15 protein-coding genes and 2 tRNA genes are annotated in these 18,339 nt (G+C 69.4%); 12 read left to right on the top strand and 5 right to left on the bottom strand.

What is annotated here, in order from left to right; translation table 11 throughout:
* Window positions 1-187: 187 nt before the first annotated feature.
* Window positions 188-781 (top strand): biotin transporter BioY, encoded by a 594-nt coding sequence (locus ACWCXB_RS06545; RefSeq protein ID WP_450719669.1) that lies wholly within the window; start codon window positions 188-190, stop codon window positions 779-781.
* 95 nt (window positions 782-876) lie between these two features.
* Here the strand turns inward: ACWCXB_RS06545 and ACWCXB_RS06540 are convergent, their stop codons facing one another.
* On the bottom strand, window positions 877-2,310 hold the full coding sequence (locus tag ACWCXB_RS06540; protein WP_450719667.1) for an amino acid permease: 1,434 nt from the start codon (window positions 2,308-2,310) through the stop codon (window positions 877-879).
* Window positions 2,311-2,518: 208 nt separating this feature from the next.
* Here ACWCXB_RS06540 and ACWCXB_RS06535 point away from each other — a divergent pair, with 208 nt between their 5' ends.
* Together ACWCXB_RS06535 and ACWCXB_RS06530 are read left to right on the top strand one after the other, a co-directional pair.
* On the top strand, window positions 2,519-3,013 hold the full coding sequence (locus tag ACWCXB_RS06535) for a ribose-5-phosphate isomerase (RefSeq protein WP_450719665.1): 495 nt from the start codon (window positions 2,519-2,521) through the stop codon (window positions 3,011-3,013).
* On the top strand, window positions 3,013-3,837 hold the full coding sequence (locus ACWCXB_RS06530) for an Fpg/Nei family DNA glycosylase (protein ID WP_450719663.1): 825 nt from the start codon (window positions 3,013-3,015) through the stop codon (window positions 3,835-3,837). Before ACWCXB_RS06535 ends, ACWCXB_RS06530 begins: the two co-directional genes overlap by 1 nt.
* A gap of 121 nt (window positions 3,838-3,958) precedes the next feature.
* Here ACWCXB_RS06530 and ACWCXB_RS06525 read toward each other — a convergent pair whose 3' ends face one another.
* Complete coding sequence (locus ACWCXB_RS06525; protein ID WP_450719661.1) at window positions 3,959-5,188, bottom strand: GNAT family N-acetyltransferase; 1,230 nt, start codon at window positions 5,186-5,188, stop codon at window positions 3,959-3,961.
* A 107-nt stretch (window positions 5,189-5,295) separates the two neighbouring features.
* On the opposite strand from ACWCXB_RS06525, the gene ACWCXB_RS06520 reads away from it, so the two are divergent.
* Together ACWCXB_RS06520 and ACWCXB_RS06515 are read left to right on the top strand one after the other, a co-directional pair.
* Window positions 5,296-6,438 (top strand): PP2C family protein-serine/threonine phosphatase, encoded by a 1,143-nt coding sequence (locus ACWCXB_RS06520; protein WP_450719659.1) that lies wholly within the window; start codon window positions 5,296-5,298, stop codon window positions 6,436-6,438.
* A gap of 191 nt (window positions 6,439-6,629) precedes the next feature.
* A complete protein-coding gene (locus ACWCXB_RS06515; protein ID WP_450719657.1) occupies window positions 6,630-7,079 on the top strand; it encodes an HD domain-containing protein in 450 nt (149 codons plus the stop codon).
* Here ACWCXB_RS06515 and ACWCXB_RS06510 read toward each other — a convergent pair.
* Window positions 7,027-8,229: an acyltransferase family protein gene (locus ACWCXB_RS06510; RefSeq protein WP_450719655.1), complete on the bottom strand. Its 1,203-nt coding sequence runs from the start codon at window positions 8,227-8,229 to the stop codon at window positions 7,027-7,029. The genes ACWCXB_RS06515 and ACWCXB_RS06510 overlap by 53 nt on opposite strands.
* A 402-nt stretch (window positions 8,230-8,631) precedes the next feature.
* Between ACWCXB_RS06510 and ACWCXB_RS06505 the strand changes: the two genes are divergently transcribed.
* Window positions 8,632-8,826 (top strand): hypothetical protein, encoded by a 195-nt coding sequence (locus ACWCXB_RS06505; protein ID WP_450719653.1) that lies wholly within the window; start codon window positions 8,632-8,634, stop codon window positions 8,824-8,826.
* A gap of 78 nt (window positions 8,827-8,904) precedes the next feature.
* Here the strand turns inward: ACWCXB_RS06505 and ACWCXB_RS06500 are convergent.
* Window positions 8,905-8,978, bottom strand: a tRNA-Gly gene (locus tag ACWCXB_RS06500).
* A gap of 156 nt (window positions 8,979-9,134) precedes the next feature.
* On the opposite strand from ACWCXB_RS06500, the gene ACWCXB_RS06495 reads away from it, so the two are divergent.
* The 5 genes from ACWCXB_RS06495 to clpX all read left to right on the top strand — a co-directional run bounded on the left by ACWCXB_RS06495 (window position 9,135) and on the right by clpX (window position 13,938).
* Window positions 9,135-9,211, top strand: a tRNA-Pro gene (locus tag ACWCXB_RS06495).
* 189 nt (window positions 9,212-9,400) lie between these two features.
* Window positions 9,401-10,810, top strand: coding sequence for a trigger factor (gene tig / locus ACWCXB_RS06490; RefSeq protein ID WP_450719651.1), 1,410 nt, complete (start codon window positions 9,401-9,403; stop codon window positions 10,808-10,810).
* Between the two features lie 363 nt (window positions 10,811-11,173).
* The gene (locus tag ACWCXB_RS06485) at window positions 11,174-11,779 is read left to right on the top strand and encodes an ATP-dependent Clp protease proteolytic subunit (protein WP_450720068.1); all 606 of its coding nucleotides are present in this window, start codon (window positions 11,174-11,176) and stop codon (window positions 11,777-11,779) included.
* A 48-nt stretch (window positions 11,780-11,827) separates the two neighbouring features.
* Window positions 11,828-12,511, top strand: a complete 684-nt coding sequence (locus tag ACWCXB_RS06480) for an ATP-dependent Clp protease proteolytic subunit (RefSeq protein ID WP_450719649.1) — start codon at window positions 11,828-11,830, stop codon at window positions 12,509-12,511.
* A 143-nt stretch (window positions 12,512-12,654) separates the two neighbouring features.
* Window positions 12,655-13,938, top strand: coding sequence for an ATP-dependent Clp protease ATP-binding subunit ClpX (gene clpX / locus ACWCXB_RS06475; RefSeq protein ID WP_450719647.1), 1,284 nt, complete (start codon window positions 12,655-12,657; stop codon window positions 13,936-13,938).
* Between the two features lie 73 nt (window positions 13,939-14,011).
* Here clpX and ACWCXB_RS06470 read toward each other — a convergent pair whose 3' ends face one another.
* A complete protein-coding gene (locus ACWCXB_RS06470; protein ID WP_450719645.1) occupies window positions 14,012-14,986 on the bottom strand; it encodes a hypothetical protein in 975 nt (324 codons plus the stop codon).
* Window positions 14,987-15,123: 137 nt separating this feature from the next.
* On the opposite strand from ACWCXB_RS06470, the gene ACWCXB_RS06465 reads away from it, so the two are divergent.
* The gene (locus ACWCXB_RS06465) at window positions 15,124-17,745 is read left to right on the top strand and encodes a valine--tRNA ligase (protein ID WP_450719643.1); all 2,622 of its coding nucleotides are present in this window, start codon (window positions 15,124-15,126) and stop codon (window positions 17,743-17,745) included.
* The last annotated feature ends 594 nt before the right edge of the window (window positions 17,746-18,339 follow it).

Raw genomic sequence — 18,339 nt, 5'->3', positions numbered from 1 at the left:
GATCACCAAAACGGGCTCCCTGGCCCACCACCTCAGTGACGAGCATCACGCGCCCCGGACGCTTGTCGAGGAGGTTTTGTTCGAACTCCACCAAGCCGCCGACCGGCCCTTTGTCATCGACTGATGGTGATCGCTCGTTCACTCCTGGGCTAACGTCGCCATGTCCATACCGACTTCAGGAGACCCGATGAGCACTGCCGCCGCCCCCGTCCGATCCGGAGCGGTCCTCGCCGACCTGCTGCCCGCCTCCCGTACGAAGTCCGCAGTGGACGCGGCCCTCGTCGTCGGCGGTGCCGCGCTCACCGGCATCGCGGCCCAGCTCGCCGTCCCGGTCCCCGGCTCCCCGGTGCCGGTCACGGGCCAGACCTTCGCCGCCCTCCTCGTCGGCACCGCGCTCGGCGCCCGCCGCGGCTTCCTCTCGCTCGCGCTGTACGCGCTGGCCGGCATGGCCGGTCTGCCGTGGTTCGCCGAGGCCTCGTCCGGGTACGCGATGCCGTCCTTCGGCTACATCCTCGGCATGCTGCTCGCCGCCACGGTGGTCGGCGCGCTCGCCCGTCGCGGCGCGGACCGCTCCGTCCTGCGCACCGCCGGCAGCATGGTGCTGGGCTCCGCGATCATCTACGCGGTCGGCGTGCCGTACCTGGCCCTCGCCACCGGGATGACGCTTTCCGACGCCGTGGCCGTGGGCCTCGTCCCGTTCCTGATCGGTGATGCGCTCAAGGCCGCGCTGGCGATGGGCGTGCTGCCGGGCGCCTGGAAGCTGCTCGGCCGCCGCGGCTGATCCCCCCGTACCGAGGGGCCCGTACCAAGGGCGAAGCCCCGTCCCGCGAGATGCGGGACGGGGCTTCGTCGTAGGTGACTGCGGCGCGTCGGGCCTCAGGCCTTGACGGCGGCCTTGCGCTTGCGGTCGAGCACGAAGCCGATGACCAGCACGACGGCCGCGACCAGCAGTGACAGCAGCACGACCTCGCGGTTCTCGTCGTCGTAGAGCATGTAGCCGAGCACGAAGACGATCATCGCGGCGGTCGCCCAGGTCAGGTACGGGAAGAGCCACATCTTCACCGTCACCTTCTCCGGGACCTCGCGCATCAGAATCCCGCGCATCCGCAGCTGGGTGAAGCAGATCACCAGCCAGACGAACAGGGCGACGGCACCGGACGAGTTCAGCAGGAACAGGAAGACCGTGTCCTTGAACGCGTAGTTGAAGTAGACGGCGATGAAGCCGAAGACCACGGAGCCCAGGATCGCCCACATCGGCACGCCCTTGGCGTTGACCTTGGCGAAGGCCTTGGGGGCGTCACCGCGCTCGCCCAGCGAGAACGCCATGCGCGAGGCGGTGTACAGGCCGGAGTTCAGGCAGGACAGCACGGCCGTCAGGACGATGACGTTCATGATCTGGCCGGCGGCCGGGATGCCGATGGAGTCCAGGGCCGCGACGTACGAGCCCTTCTCGACGATCGACTTGTCGTTCCACGGCAGCAGCGTCAGGACCACGAAGATCGAGCCCAGGTAGAAGACGCCGATCCGCCAGATCACGCTGTTGGTGGCCTTGGTGACCGCGCGGCGCGGGTCCTCGGACTCACCGGCGGCCAGGGTGACGATCTCGCTGCCCATGAAGGAGAAGACGACCATCAGCACACCGGTGAGGATGGCGCCCGCGCCGTTGGGCAGGAAGCCCCCGGCGTCGGTCAGGTGCGCGAAGCCCGCACCCGGGTTGTCGGAGCCCGGCAGCACGCCGAACACGGCCAGCAGACCGATGATCACGAAGCCGCCGATGGCGACGACCTTGATGCCGGCGAACCAGAACTCGAACTCGCCGTACGACGACACCGACGCGAGGTTGGTGGCCGTCAGCACGACCATCACGATCAGCGCCCACGCCCACTGCGGCACGGCCGGGACCCAGCCCTCGAGGATCACCGCACCCGCGGTCGCCTCGACCGCCAGCACCACGACCCAGAAGAACCAGTACAGCCAGCCGATGGAGAAGCCCGCCCAGCGGCCGAGCGCACGGTCGGCGTACGCCGAGAAGGAGCCCGAGTTCGGGCTCGCGGCGGCCATCTCGCCGAGCATCCGCATCACGAAGACGACGAGTGCGCCCACGAGGAGGTACGACACGAGGATGGCGGGGCCGGCCGCAGCGATGCCACCGGAGGACCCGACGAACAGGCCTGCTCCGATCACGCCGCCGATGGCGATCATGGAAAGATGGCGGTTCTTCAGTCCGGCCTTGAGACCGTCCGAAGGCTGGGGAATACCGGGTTCTCCGGTGCTTTCGCCTGCCTTCGTAAGGGTCGACTGCGAGGTCATGGACGATTCCTTACGTGTGCGGATCGCTCAGGTTGCGAGCCCGTGCATTCAAACGGGTGACTCGCCGGTACGGAAGAGCTGATTCCGATTCGTGATAAAGGGCACTTTCGTCCCCACTGGCCCGGGACGTCCGCCAGGCCTGGTGACAGGGCGGCCGGGCGCGACCCCGCTGATCGCTACCCGGTCCGCCGCGTGCCACACTCGGACCATGCGCGTGTACCTCGGCTCCGACCATGCCGGCTTCGAACTCAAGAACCACCTCGTCGAGTGGCTCACGGCCCATGGCCACGAGCCCGTCGACTGCGGCCCCCACATCTACGACGCCCAGGACGACTACCCGCCGTTCTGCCTGCGTGCCGCCGAGCGGACGGCCGCGGACCCGGACAGCCTGGGCATCGTCATCGGAGGCTCCGGCAACGGCGAGCAGATCGCCGCGAACAAGGTCAAGGGCGTGCGCGCGGCGCTCGCCTGGAGCGTCCAGACGGCGGCGCTCGGCCGGGAGCACAACAACGCCAACGTCGTGGCCGTCGGCGCCCGGATGCACACCACCGACGAGGCGACGACCTTCGTCGAGGTCTTCCTGAAGACGCCCTACTCGGGTGAGGAGCGTCACACCCGCCGCATCGAGATGCTGTCGGCGTACGAGACCACCGGCGAGCTCCCTCCGATCCCGGCCCACCACCCGCAGGAGCCGACCGCCTGATGCCCGAGGGGCACACGATCCACCGACTGGCCGCCGACTACCGGGAACGGTTCGGCGGCCGGTCCGTGCGGGTGACGAGCCCGCAGGGCAAGTTCGCCGACTCCGCGGCGCTGCTCGACGGCACGGTGCTGGAGCGCACCGAGGCCCACGGCAAGCACCTCTTCCTCGGCTTCGGCGGCGAGGAATGGATCCACATCCACCTCGGCCTGTTCGGCAAGGTGAACTTCGGCGACGCCCCGGCGCCCCCGCCCACCGAGACCGTACGGCTGAGGCTCGCGAACCCCGACAGCTATGTCGACCTGCGCGGCCCCACCACTTGTGCCCTGATCACGGACCCCGAGAAGCGCGCGATACACGAGCGCCTCGGCCCGGACCCGCTCCGCCCGGACGACGGCCCCGACCGCGCCTGGTCCAGGGTCTCCGCCTCCCGTACGACCGTCGCGGCGCTGCTCATGGACCAGAAAGTCGTCGCGGGCGTCGGCAACGTCTACCGCGCCGAAGTCCTCTTCCGCCATGGCATCGACCCGTACCGCGCGGGGAAGGACCTCACCGAGCGCGAGTGGCACGCCATCTGGGCGGACCTGGTCGCGCTCATGCGTGAAGGCGTACGCAACAACCGCATCGACACAGTCCGCCCCGAGCACACCCCCGAGGCCATGGGCCGACCGCCGCGCGTCGACGACCACGGCGGCGAGGTCTACGTCTACCGCCGGGCCGCTCAGCCCTGCCACATCTGTGGCGGCGAGATCCGCACCGCCGATCTCGCCGCCCGCAATCTCTTCTGGTGCCCGTCCTGCCAGAAATCCAGCCCCGCCGGCGTTTGAGTCGCGGGGTCCCGGACAGCGCCCCAGCTCGGGAAGGGGCGGGGCAGGGCGGGGCGAGGCATTGTCCGATATGTGGCTCCGCCGCGTGGGCCCGCCGCAGGCGCCCCACCCACTCCCGGCACTAGAACCCGTGCGGCAGCCACGGCGCGACGTCCGAGCCGAAGGCGAGCGACGCCTCCGCCAGCGCGCCGCCGCGCAGTTCGCGCACCCGCCCCGCCCCGGCCAGGGACGACAGCGTCACCCCGCCCAGGTAGGCCGAGCCCAACTCCCTTACGGACAGCGCCAGATCCGCCGCGTCCCCGGTGCGCTCGCAGGACGCGCCCTTCGCGTCACCGGTGAGCCGCCAGCGCCCCTCGTTCCAGGGGCAGAACGCGTCCTCGACCTCGAACACCACATCCACCGGCGCCTGGTAGGTCCGCGCCGCCAGAGCCGCGCCCACGTCCACCAGCCGTACGTACATCGAGTCCCGCACGAGAACACCGCACCGCCGGATGTCGGTGACCAGCTGCAGCAGCGGGTCGTCCACCGGCCGCATCCGCGCGCTGACCGTCGACGTCAGATCGATGTCGAAGAGGAAGCGCCACAGCGCCGCGTACGCCGCCGGGTCCAGCGCGTCGATGTGCCGCAGCATGATCGAGCCGTGCGCTCCCGACGCCTGCCACTCCGGCTTGTTGTGGAAGCGGACGTACCCCACCACTTCGCCGTTCCGCTCGGCGAGCACGCACTGCATCGGCGAACCGCCCTCCCGCTCGCCCGGGGGGTCGAGCAGAGGCAGCCGATCCCAGCCGGGCGTCCGGGCGAGCATCCCGGGCCGTGAGCCGATCGTGCGCAGATACACGGCCTCGCACGCCTCGGCCGCCTCCGCGACGGGAACGAACCGCAGCCGTACGTCGTCCGTCCCCGGCGGCGCGGCGATCCGCACCCGGGACGTGTCGATCTCAAAATTCAGCTGCTGCGTCCCGACGCCGTACCCGAACCGCCCGTAGATCGCCGGCTCGGACGCCGTCAGCACGGCGAGTGGCTCGCCCCGTCCCCGTACGTCATCCAGCTGGCGCCGCATCATGGAGGTCAGCACTCCGCGCCGGCGGTGCGTCGCCGCCACGCTCACCATCGTCACCCCGGCAGCGGGGACGAACGCGCCGCCCGGTACCGACACTTGGTAACTGAACGCCCCGGCCGTACCGATGCACTCGTCGCCGTCCCAGGCGGCAATCGAACGGTCGACCTCGGTCAGCGTGCGAAACAGCTCGCGCTCCTCCGCCGTCTCGGCCACTCCGCCGAAGGCGCGCTCCAGCTTCCCGTACCACTCGTCCCACTCGGCCGGCTGGAGCACCCGTAGTTCAGTCGTCATGCGCCATCCCTACCAGCGGGGCGCGGCCTGTCGCGACCCGATTTCGAACGCAATGTCACAGGGGTCCCCCTGCACGCCGCCGGAGCGGGTGGATAGGGTCCACGACGATGGCACGTGGCGCAGCAGACTCGCTCACGGCCCGGCTGCGGAAGTCCGTACGCCGGGCCCGCACCGCGCTGCGCAAATCCGGCGTCGACTACTTCCGCGGCGACGGCTCCGACTGGATCGCGCTGGCCGGACTGCTGCTGACCATCCCGGCGATCGCGTGCGGCACGATCGCGCTGCCCGTCTGGTTCTCGCCGGCGGCACTCGTCCTCCCGATCGTCGCGGGCGGTCTGCTGCTGCGGCCCGCCAGCCTCCTCGGGCTGTACGCGACGGCGGCAGGCGCGCTCATCGTCGAGTCGCTGGTGCTCGGTCCGTACATGGAGGGCCCGGCGCGGGTCACCCCCGGAACGGTCCTCGTCGTGGCCGCCTGCGGATTCTTCGGGCTGCTCATCGCCCAGTTCAGGGCCCGGGTCGGCGTGCCCTGGCGGCGCGGCGGCACGATGCTCTTCGACCTGCGCGAACGCATCCGGGTGCAGAGCGCGCTGCCACGGCTGCCCAGGGGCTGGCACCGCGAGATGGCACTGCGCCCGGCCGGCGGGCAGTCCTTCTCCGGCGACTTCGTGGTCGCGGCCCGGACGAACGACGGCCGCACGCTCGAAGTCGTCCTGACGGACGTCTCCGGCAAGGGCATGGACGCGGGATCGCGTGCCCTGCTGCTGTCCGGCGCCTTCGGCGGACTCCTCGGCTCACTCCCGCCGCACGCCTTCCTGCCCGCCGCCAACGGCTATCTGCTGCGCCAGGACTGGGACGAGGGCTTCGCGACTTCTGTCCATCTCGTCCTCGACCTGGACTCCGGCGACTACGAACTCCTCTCCGCCGGCCACCTTCCCGCCCTCCAGCTCCACGCGGGCTCGGGCCGCTGGGAGGAGAAGTCCGCGGAGGGCCCACTGCTCGGCGTGTACGACGGCGCCCAGTTCGACCCGGTCAAGGGGACCCTGCGGCCGGGCGATGTGCTGATGCTTTTCACGGACGGCCTGGTGGAGGCGTCCGACCGCGAGATCGCCGAGGGCATGGACCGCCTCACCGGCGAGGCGGACCGCTATGTCGCGACGGGCTTCGAGGGCGCGGCCTGGCACCTCATCGAGGCGGTCGCCAAGGACGTCAACGACGACCGCGCCCTCCTGCTGCTCCGCCGCGAGTTTTAGGGGCTCCGCCCCGTTTCCAGCCCGTCCGGCGTTCGAGGACGGACACGCGGGCCGACCGGGCGGTACCGGTCACCTCCCCCCGGGGTCCGGGGCGGACCCCCCGTGGCGGAGCCGTACATCGGCACAGCGGGAAGGGGCGGTTAGGGGAAAGCTCCGCGCAGCGCCGCCGCACCGCCCCGTACAGTCCCCCCATGCCCCATCTCACCCTGACCGAGGTCGAGGCCATCGCCCGCAAGGCCCACGCGACGCAGACGGACAAGGCAGGCCGCCCGTACACCGAGCATCTGCGGGCCGTCGCCGACGGCGTCCGTGCCCGGGGCGGCAGCGAGGAGCAGATCGCGGCCGCGTGGCTGCACGACGCCATCGAGGACGACGCCCTCTCCCGCGACTGGCTGGACTCCGCCGAACTCCCGCAGTCCGTCAAGGAGATGGTCCTCGCGCTGACCAAGCGCAAGGGGGAGGACCTCCCCGACTACACCCGCCGCATCCTCGCCACTCCCGGTGCTCTCCTCGTCAAGGAGTCCGATCTCGCCCACAACGCGGACCCGGCCCGCCTCGCCGTCCTGGACGAGCCGACCCGGGTCCGTCTCAGCGAGAAGTACGCGACGGTGCGCCGGCTGCTGGGCCTGACAGCCGGCTGACGTCCTGCCGGAACGCCCAGGACATCTCCGGCTCCGTCGCGAACCGCAGCGCACGCCGCACCGGCGGCGTGCAGAACACCGTCACCGCCACAGCCATCGCCACCGTCAGCGCGATCTCACCGGCGGGCTCGGTCAGCCAGGGGTGCCGCGCCACCAGGCCCAGATAGTCCATGCCCTTCACCAGGAACCCGTGCAGCAGATAGCCGCAGATGGTTCCCGCGCCCAGCACCGTGAACCAGGTCCTGCGGCGCGGCACCCAGGCGAGGAAGGCCGCCGTCAGCAGCAGGGCGCAGCCGAAGAGGCCGACGGTCATGACGGGCGCCGCCCACCAGGGCGCGTCCAGTTCCTCGGCGCTGGTCGAGCGGTAGAACCAGCCCATCCGCAGATGCGGCGCCACCCAGTACGTGAAGGCCGCCGCGGCCGCGACCACGGGTAGCGCCAGCAGCCGCACCTCCCGGCGCCTGACCATCTGGAAGTGCTCCGGCTTCAGCGAGAGGCCGAGCACGAAGAACGGCAGGAACTGCAGGATCCGCTGGAGATCGAGGTCCTGCCCGATGCCCGGGGTGAGCGAGCCGAACGCAGCGATGACCAGTGCGACGGGCAGCGGGTACCGGATCGAGCGCCACAGAGGCGCCGAGAGCCGCCAGACGAAGAGCGCGATCAGGAACCAGGTGAGGTACATCGGATCGGTCATGCTGAACGGCTGACCGGGATCGTCGGCGACCACGCGCCGGAAGAGCGTGTACGCCGCCTCGAAGACGAGGTACGGCACCGCCACGCCGCTCACCAGCCGCTTCAGCTGACCGGGCCGGGCGTCGAAGCTCCGCGAGAAGTAGCCGGAGACGATGATGAACGCCGGCATGTGGAAGGTGTAGACGAGCATGTACAGCGCTCGTGTGGCGCGACTGCCCTCCATCACCGGCTCCCACGCGTGCGCCACCGCCACCAGCACGATGGCCAGGTACTTGGCGTTGTCGAAGTAGGGATCGCGTTTCCCGGACCGCGGCGCCGCGGCAGGTTCCGCCGGTTGTGCGGCCGGCTCGGTCGACGCCGGTCCCGCCGTCGCCGTCACCGTCGTCGGGACGGGCTCCGGCTCCCGGGAGGCCTCGGGGAGTCGGTCCCTCTGCAATCCATTCGGAGCGTGGAACATTCGAGGCACCCTAGCCCCGCCGAATCGATTACGTAAAACCCCGCTCAAGGGTCCGTCCATTCGCCACTGAAACTACCACCAAACGCCCGATATGCCCCAATTAATCCCGCTTAAACAGTGCAAATCAACACGCCGAATGGCTGGGTGAATTTCCTCACCGATATTGCTTGAATTTCCTGTGACCGGGCTGTGTGAATTTCGCGCCGACGGGTAGACGTCGAAGCGACGGCCGGGCCTCGCCCGGCGCGCCGGCCCGCCGCATGTGACGTGATCCATTCGCCGACGATGTGTCAGCCGGCAGCCGTCACGGTGGGGTTGGTGGCACGATGGAGGTAACGGGGGTGTGCCGGGCCGCATGCCCCCGGGCGGGCAAGGTGGGACCGACCGAGGGTGTGATCAGTTGTGGCCATTTCGCTGTCTGTGGTGCTGCTGTTGGCGATCATCCTCGTGGTGATGGTCCGCGGCGGCTCGATCAAGGCCGGACCCGCGATAGTCGCGGCGCTCTTCGGCTTCTTCCTCGCGTCGACCGGTATGGCGCCGTCGATCAACAACTTTCTGAACTCGCTGGCCGATTCGATCAACGCGATCAAATTCTGACGTGACGCGCGCTGCAGAACGACAAACGGCTCAGGGCCGGGTCGGAAGGTGATCCTTCCGACCCGGCCCTGAGCCGTATGGAGCGGGCGACGGGAATCGAACCCGCGTAGCTAGTTTGGAAGACTAGGGCTCTACCATTGAGCTACGCCCGCGAGGCGCGCGCCGCAGGTCATCAAGGCCGCGGCACGAAGAGCATCGTAGCGGGTCCCTGCCGGTCGCCGCACACCCCATTCCGTACGCAGCGCGTTCGTACGAAACAAAGGGGCAGGAGCACTGGCTGCGGGCATGTACCCTACGTGTCGCACCGACGGGGTGTGGCGCAGCTTGGTAGCGCGTCCGCTTTGGGAGCGGAAGGCCGTGGGTTCAAATCCCGCCACCCCGACCATCAGTCCTGATCGCCAGGCAAGATCACGTTGTGGGGCTCATCCCGCTTGCGGTTACTATGCAAGCTGTGTGCCCGTGTGTCTGACGAGTCTCTGAAGAGCCGGGCCCGATCCGCTGAGCCGCCGCCGGACATCACGCCGCAGCGACCACAGCAGAACCCCAGAATTCAGCCCACCAAGGAGACCGAACCGTGAAGAGCGCCGTGGAGACCCTGAACCCGACCCGGGTTCGGCTCACTGTCGAGGTGCCCTTCGAGGAGCTCAAGGACAGCCTCGACGCGGCGTACAAGAAGATCAACCAGCAGGTCACGGTCAAGGGCTTCCGCAAGGGCAAGATCCCGGCCCGGGTCATCGACCAGCGGTTCGGCCGCGGTGCGGTGCTGGAGGAGGCCGTCAACGACGCCCTCCCGAAGTTCTACACGCAGGCCGTCAACGAGGCCGAGGTCAACGTCCTCGGCCAGCCCGACGTCGACATCACGGAGCTGAAGGACGGCGAGACGCTGGCCTTCACCGCCGAGGTGGACGTCCGCCCGACCATCGAGATCCCGGACTACTCCGGCATCTCGGTCGAGGTCGACGCGATCGAGGTCACCGACGAGGACGTCGAGAAGTCGGTGGAGCAGCTGCGCACCCGCTTCGCCTCCACCTCCCCGGTCGAGCGCGCCGCCGCCGAGGGCGACGTCGTGACGATCGACCTCGAGGCCAAGGTCGACGGCGAGGTCCTCGCGGACGGCGTCGCCAACGGCGTGCAGTACACGATCGGCTCCGGCGAGCTCCTCGAGGGCATCGACGAGGCCGTCACCGGCCTGGAGGCCGGCGGCGAGGCCACCTTCACCTCCCAGCTGAAGGGCGGCTCCGCCGAGGGCAAGGACGCCGAGGTCACCGTCAAGGTCACCCAGGTCGCCGCCCGTGAGCTCCCCGAGCTCGACGACGAGTTCGCGCAGATGGCGAGCGAGTTCGACACCCTCGAGGAGCTGAAGGCCGACAGCCGCAAGCGCCTCGGGAACATGAAGGAGTACGACCAGGCCACCCAGGCCCAGGAGCGCGTCCTGGACAAGCTCCTGGAGCTGGTCGAGGTCCCGATCCCCGAGAAGCTCCTCGAGGACGAGATCAACACCCGCAAGCACAACCTGCAGCACCACCAGCTCGGCCAGATGGGCCTCGACCTCGCCAAGTACCTGGAGATCCAGGGCAAGACCGAGGAAGAGTTCGACGCCGAGACCAAGGAGCAGGCGGTCAAGGGCATCAAGACCCAGTTCGTCCTCGACGAGCTGGTCTCCAAGGAGAAGCTGAACGTCAGCCAGGAGGAGCTCACCGAGCACCTCATGCGCCGCGCCGCCTCCTCCGGCATGTCCCCCGACCAGTTCGCCCAGGCGGTCGTCGAGGGCGGCCAGGTGCCGATGCTCGTCGGCGAGGTCGCCCGCGGCAAGGCGCTCGCCGTGGTCGTCGAGGCCGCGACGGTCACCGACACCAACGGTGAGGTCATCGACCTGAGCGACGAGGACGAGGTCGAGGAGGCCACCGAGGTCGCCGCCGCGGCCACCGGTGACGCCGACGCCGAGGCCGCCGCGAAGGACGACGAGGACAAGACCGAGGCCTGAGCCTCGCGCTGAATCCCGTACGACGGGCCCGGCCGCGCCCTGTGCGCGCCCGGGCCCGTCGCCGTACCACGGCGCCGTACCACGGCCGGGCGCACCGGCCCGGCCGGATCTCCGCGGAGCCCGCACGTGGACGTACGCGGAGCGCTGACGTCGGCGTACGCGACACTCGCGCGCCCCCGCACCTTGCGCTCCCAGCGAACAGTTCGGGAAGCGGGATGGCGCCCGTCCACCAGCGCGTTAGGGTCCATGAATACGAGGGCAGGGGACTACCCGCCCCGGGGATCTTCCGGCCCCCGTTAGTACGAAGACGCTGAGACGGCCGCAGCCGTCAGAGACGAGCAGGTGGATTACGTGACGAATCTGATGCCTAACGCCGCCGGTGAGCCGTCGATCGGTGGAGGCCTCGGCGACCAGGTCTACAGCCGGCTGCTCGGCGAGCGCATCATCTTCCTGGGCCAGCAGGTCGACGACGACATCGCCAACAAGATCACGGCGCAGCTCCTTCTCCTGGCCGCAGACCCCGAGAAGGACGTCTACCTCTACATCAACAGCCCCGGTGGCTCGGTGACGGCCGGCATGGCGATCTACGACACCATGCAGTACATCCCGAACGACGTCGTCACCATCGGCATGGGCATGGCCGCCTCCATGGGCCAGTTCCTGCTCACCGGCGGCTCCGCGGGCAAGCGCTTCGCGCTCCCGCACACCGACATCCTGATGCACCAGGGCTCCGCCGGGATCGGCGGTACCGCATCGGACATCAAGATCCAGGCCGAGTACCTGCTCCGCACCAAGAAGCGCATGGCGGAGATCACCGCCCACCACTCCGGCCAGACCGTCGAGACGATCATCCGCGACGGCGACCGCGACCGCTGGTTCACCGCCGAGGAAGCCAAGGACTACGGGCTCATCGACGAGATCATCTCCCTCGCCTCGGGCGTTCCAGGCGGTGGCGGCACCGGGGCCTGAGCCCCGCCCCCGCCCGACCGGACCCTCAGCCCGCCGAACGCCACCAGGATGGTGAACACCGACATGCACATGCAGAACAATCTCTCCGCGAGCGGCCTGTACACGGGCCCGCAGGTGGACAACCGCTATGTGGTCCCCCGCTTCGTCGAGCGCACCTCGCAGGGCGTGCGCGAGTACGACCCGTACGCGAAGCTCTTCGAGGAGCGCGTGATCTTCCTCGGCGTCCAGATCGACGACGCCTCCGCCAACGACGTCATGGCGCAGCTGCTGTGCCTGGAGTCGATGGACCCGGACCGCGACATCTCGATCTACATCAACAGCCCCGGTGGCTCCTTCACCGCGCTGACCGCCATCTACGACACGATGCAGTTCGTGAAGCCGGACATCCAGACGGTCTGCATGGGCCAGGCGGCCTCCGCCGCCGCCGTCCTGCTCGCCGCGGGCACCCCCGGCAAGCGGATGGCCCTGCCGCACGCCCGCGTGCTGATCCACCAGCCGTCCTCGCAGACCGGCCGGGAGCAGCTCTCCGACCTGGAGATCGCGGCCAACGAGATCCTGCGCATGCGTGAGCAGCTCGAGGAGATGCTGGCCAAGCACTCCTCGCAGCCGATCGAGAAGATCCGCGAGGACATCGAGCGGGACAAGATCCTTACCGCCGAGGACGCCCTCGCGTACGGCCTGGTCGACCAGATCGTGTCGACCCGCAAGAGCACGGCCGCAGCGGCCGCCTGACGCCCGACCTTCCCTTGGCGCGGTACACGTCAATGTGAACCGCGCCAAGGGGGGCCCGAACGAGGGGCCCGGCAAGGTACCGTCGGATATGAGGCACCAGGAGCCGCTGAACCAAGCGCTCCCAGGCGAAGGGGAAGCACCTCGTGGCACGCATCGGTGATGGCGGCGACCTGCTCAAGTGCTCGTTCTGCGGAAAGAGCCAGAAGCAGGTGAAGAAGCTCATCGCAGGCCCCGGGGTGTACATCTGCGACGAGTGCATCGACCTCTGCAACGAGATCATCGAGGAGGAGCTCGCCGAGACCTCCGAGGTGCGGTGGGAGGAACTCCCCAAGCCGCGCGAGATCTACGAGTTCCTCGAGGGGTACGTCGTCGGGCAGGAGCCCGCGAAGAAGGCGCTCTCGGTCGCGGTGTACAACCACTACAAGCGCGTCCAGGCCGGCGAGAACGGCGGCGGGCAGGGCCGCGACGACGCGATCGAACTCGCCAAGTCCAACATCCTGCTGCTCGGCCCCACCGGCTCCGGCAAGACGCTCCTGGCCCAGACCCTGGCCCGTATGCTCAACGTCCCGTTCGCCATCGCCGACGCGACGGCGCTGACGGAGGCGGGCTATGTCGGCGAGGACGTCGAGAACATCCTCCTCAAGCTGATCCAGGCCGCCGACTACGACGTCAAGAAGGCCGAGACCGGGATCATCTACATCGACGAGATCGACAAGGTCGCCCGCAAGAGCGAAAACCCGTCGATCACACGGGATGTGAGCGGCGAGGGCGTTCAGCAGGCGCTGCTGAAGATCCTCGAGGGCACCACTGCCTCCGTGCCCCCGCAGGGTGGCCGGAAGCACCCCCACCAGGAATTCATCCAGATCGACACGACCAACGTGCTCTTCATCGTGGGCGGTGCCTTCGCCGGCCTGGAGAAGATCATCGAGTCGCGCGCGGGAGCCAAGGGCATCGGTTTCGGCGCCACGATCCGCTCCAAGCGGGAGATCGAGGCGAGCGACCAGTTCCGGGAGGTCATGCCCGAGGACCTGGTGAAGTTCGGCATGATCCCCGAGTTCATCGGCCGCCTCCCGGTGATCACGTCGGTCCACAACCTCGACCGCGAGGCGCTCCTCAAGATCCTTGTCGAGCCGCGCAACGCCCTGGTCAAGCAGTACCAGCGGTTGTTCGAACTCGACGGCGTCGAGCTGGACTTCGACCGCCCGGCCCTCGAGGCCATCGCCGACCAGGCGATCCTCCGAGGCACGGGCGCGCGCGGACTGCGCGCCATCATGGAGGAAGTCCTCATGTCCGTGATGTACGAGGTGCCCTCGCGCAAGGACGTGGCCCGCGTCGTCATCACGGCGGACGTGGTCCACAACAACGTGAACCCGACGCTGGTGCCGAGGATCGTGAAGAACGACGGACGGCACGAGAAGAGCGCGTAGCGCTCGACCGCACATACGAGAGGGGCGCCCGGCCGGTTACGTCAACCGGCCGGGCGCCCCTCTGCGTTGGGCGTCACGCCTTGACGCGGATCTCCTTGCGGAGGTCGACGGTGAGCTTGATCGCCGTGTCCTTGTCCATGCCCTTGGTGGCATCGCCGGGCGAGACCATCGCGATCGTGCTGTAGTCCGCCCAGGCACAGAACCAGTCGGTCTTGGGCTGCTTGGTCTGCGGGTTCTTTCCCTCGGCGGCCTGGCACTTCATGATGCCGTTGTCGAAGCCGTCAGGGCTGACCTCCTCGGGCGCTCCGACCAGCTTCCCCGTGTTGCCTTTGCTGCTGGACGAGTCCTTGTTGACCTGCGCGAAGAACGTGTCCAGCGCCTTCTTGGGGTCATCGATCCTGCCGTAGGCGCCGACGAAGACGATTCCCTTGGCGGTGGTCAGGTCGGGCAACGAACTGGGGTCGGACGGGTCGTACTTGCTCATGTCCGCGGTCGTGTACGAGCCCAGCACGGACGTGCCGTTCTTGATGCCGCTCTGCTCCAAGTCCTTGACGACGGAGGCGTCCTTGCTGCCGGATTCGCCGTCCTTGGACATCCGGTTGTAGTCGGAGAGGACCTTCGCGGGCGTGGCCAGCTTGTGCGGGCCGTCGTCGGAGAGGCCACCGCCACCGCCGCCGAACACGAAGTACGCACCGACACCGAGCGCGACCACCACGGCCACCGCGCCGATGATCAGGCCCGTCTTCTTGCCGCCGCCCTGGGCAGGCGGCGGGGGCGGGTACGCGCCGGGGCCCGCGCCGTACGGGGGCTGCTGGGGAGGCTGGCCGTAGGGGGCCTGCTGCTGGGGCTGGCCCCAGCCCTGCTGCTGCGGCGGGACGCCCTGGGGAGCCTGCTGGGGGTACCCGTAGCCAGGCTGCTGGGGAGCCTGCTGCGGGTAGCCGTAGCCGGGCTGGGGCGCCTGCGGCTGTTGGCCGTAAGGGCCCGGCTGGCCGTACGGACCGGGCTGCTGGGGCTGACCGCCGTACGGGCCCGGCTGGTTGTAGCTCATTACTGGGTTCCCCTCCAGATGCTTATGCGTTCCGAACATCCTGGCGGAAGGGCCGCTGCCCCGGGGCACCGGGGCACACACCGTTACGGAAGATTCCCGTTTCAGAACGGGCCCGTGACACCTCTAAACTGTGGCCCGTGACCGAGAACACTCAGCAGCAGCCAGCCAGCAACCCCGAACTGCCGACCCAGTACGCGCCGGCCGAGGTAGAGGGGAAGCTGTACGAGCGCTGGGTAGAACGCGGTTACTTCGAGGCCGACGCGAAGAGCGAGAAGCCTCCGTACACCATCGTCATCCCGCCGCCGAACGTCACGGGCAGCCTCCACCTGGGTCATGCCTTCGAGCACACGCTGATCGACGCCCTCACCCGCCGCAAGCGGATGCAGGGGTACGAGACGCTGTGGCAGCCCGGCATGGACCACGCCGGCATCGCCACGCAGAACGTCGTCGAGCGCGAGCTCGCCAAGGAGGGCAAGTCCCGCCACGACCTGGGCCGCGAGGCGTTCGTCGAGCGCGTCTGGCAGTGGAAGGGCGAGTCCGGCGGCCAGATCTCCGGACAGATGAGGCGTCTGGGTGACGGTGTCGCCTGGTCGCGTGAGCGCTTCACGATGGACGAGGGCCTGTCCAAGGCCGTCCAGACCATCTTCAAGAAGCTCTACGACGATGAGCTCATCTACCGCGCCGAGCGCATCATCAACTGGTGCCCGCGCTGTCTGACCGCCATCTCCGACATCGAGGTCGAGTACCAGGACGACGACGGCGAGCTCGTCTCCATCCGGTACGGCGAGGGCGATGAGTCCATCGTCGTCGCCACCACCCGCGCCGAGACGATGCTGGGCGACACGGCCGTCGCGGTCCACCCGGACGACGAGCGCTACAAGCACCTGGTCGGCAAGGAGATCGAGCTGCCGCTGACCGGCCGCCGTATCCCCGTCGTCGCCGACGAGCACGTCGACCCCGAGTTCGGCACCGGTGCCGTCAAGGTCACGCCCGCGCATGACCCGAACGACTTCGAGATCGGCCAGCGGCACAACCTGCCGAGCCTCGCCGTCATGGACGAGCACGCGATCATCACCGCCCACGGCCCCTTCCAGGGCCTGGACCGGCTGGAGGCCCGCAGCACCATCGTCGGCGCCCTGCGCGCCGAGGGCCGGATCGTCGCCGAGAAGCGTCCGTACGTCCACTCGGTCGGCCACTGCTCGCGCTGCAAGACCACGATCGAGCCGCGGCTGTCCATGCAGTGGTGGGTCAAGGTCGGCCCGCTGGCGCAGGCCGCGGGTGACGCGGTCCGCGACGGCAAGGTCAAGATCCACCCGCAGGAGATGGAGAGGCGGTACTTCGACTGGGTCGACAACCTCCACGACTGGTGCATCTCGCGCCAGCTGTGGTGGGGCCACCGCATCCCCGTCTGGTACGGCCCGAACGGCGAGATCGTCTGCGTCGGACCGGACGAGCAGCCGCCGAGCGGCGAGGGCTGGACCCAGGAGACCGACGTCCTCGACACCTGGTTCTCCTCCGGGCTGTGGCCGTTCTCCACGCTCGGCTGGCCGGAGCAGACCGAGAGCCTCGCGAAGTTCTATCCGAACTCCGTCCTGGTCACCGGCTACGACATCCTCTTCTTCTGGGTCGCCCGGATGATGATGTTCGGTCTGTACGCGATGGACGGCACCCCGCCGTTCCACACCATCGCCCTGCACGGCATGGTCCGCGACCAGTTCGGCAAGAAGATGTCGAAGTCCTTCGGCAACGCGGTCAACCCGCTGGACTGGATGGACAAGTACGGCTCCGACGCACTGCGCTTCACGCTGGCGCGCGGCGCCAACCCGGGCGTCGACGTCCCGATCGGCGAGGACTGGGTCCAGGGCTCCCGCAACTTCGCCAACAAGATCTGGAACGCGACCCGCTTCGCGCTGATGAACGGCGCCACGGTCGAGGGCCCGATGCCCACGCCCGAGCAGATGTCGGCGACCGACCGCTGGATCCTGTCGCGGCTGAACTCGGTGGTCGCCGAGGTCGACGCGTACTACGAGGACTACCAGTTCGCGAAGCTGTCCGACACGCTCTTCCACTTCGCGTGGGACGAGGTCTTCGACTGGTACGTCGAGCTGTCCAAGACCACGTTCATGGGCGGCGGCGAGCCCGCGAAGGCCTCCGCCCGCGTCCTCGGCGAGGTCCTCGACGTCACGCTGCGCCTGCTCCACCCGGTCGTCCCCTTCGTCACCGAGACGCTGTGGACCACCCTCACGGGCGGCGAGTCCGTCGTCATCGCCGACTGGCCGAACGACTCCGGCTTCCGCGACCAGGCCGCGGAGCAGGAGATCGAGCTGGTCCAGCGGGTCGTCACCGAGGTCCGCCGGTTCCGCTCGGACCAGGGGCTGCAGCCGGGCCAGAAGGTCCCGGCCCGCCTCACCCTGGACGGCACCGCGCTGGCGCCGCACGAGGGCGCCATCCGGCAGCTGCTGCGCCTCCAGCCGGAGGGCGATTCCTTCCACGCGACGGCGACCCTGCCGGTCGCGGGCGCAGAGGTCGCGCTGGACCTGTCCGGCGCGATCGACGTCGCCGCGGAGCGCAAGCGCCTCGCGAAGGACCTCGCGGCGGCGGAGAAGGAGAAGGCCCAGGCCACGGCGAAGCTCGGCAACGAGGCGTTCCTCGCCAAGGCCCCGGACAATGTCGTGGACAAGATCCGCGGCCGTCTCGCCAAGGCCGAGGAGGACATCGAGCGCATCAGCGCCCAGCTGGCCGGCCTGCCGCAGGCCTAGGCAGGGGGCTTCGCCCCCGCACTCCCGAGCCCCGGTTCCCCTGCGCCCTGCGGGCGCGGGGGAACCCAGCGGGTCTGGATTTCGGGGTGTGACTCGCCGACGGGCTCCTTCGGGAGCCCGTCCGGCGTTTGAGGACAGGGCGGGCCCTTTCCCGCCTGTCTGGCGTTCGAGGACGGACATGCCGCCATACCCAGCCTGTCCGGCGTTCGAGGACGGACACGGGCCCAGCCAGCGGTACTGGGCACATATCAAGGCCGTCCGCCGTTTGAGGACGGACACCCCGGCCTACGCGGCGGTGCGGGGCGCGTATTGAGCCCGTCCGGCGTTTGAGGACGGACATACCGGCCCGCCTGGCGGTGCCGGGCACCCATCAAGGCCGTCCGCCGCCTGAGGACGCACACGCGGGCCCACCGCACGGTCCCGGGCGCCCCCAGGGGCCCGCGCGGAAACGCGCGGGCGTGCGACGCGCCCCGCACCTTGGATGATGGAGGCATGCCGCACGAGCCCGCCGTCGCCCCGCGCGCCGGCGGCCCCCCCCGCCCGCCGCCGGCCCCGGGTCGGGGCCCCCGCGGCGGGCCGCGCCGCGCCGGGCCA

It is taken from the genome of Streptomyces sp. NPDC001514 (assembly GCF_053597075.1).
The sequence above is the reverse complement of the archived record's forward strand: the minus strand, read 5'-3'. Positions and strand labels throughout refer to the sequence as shown.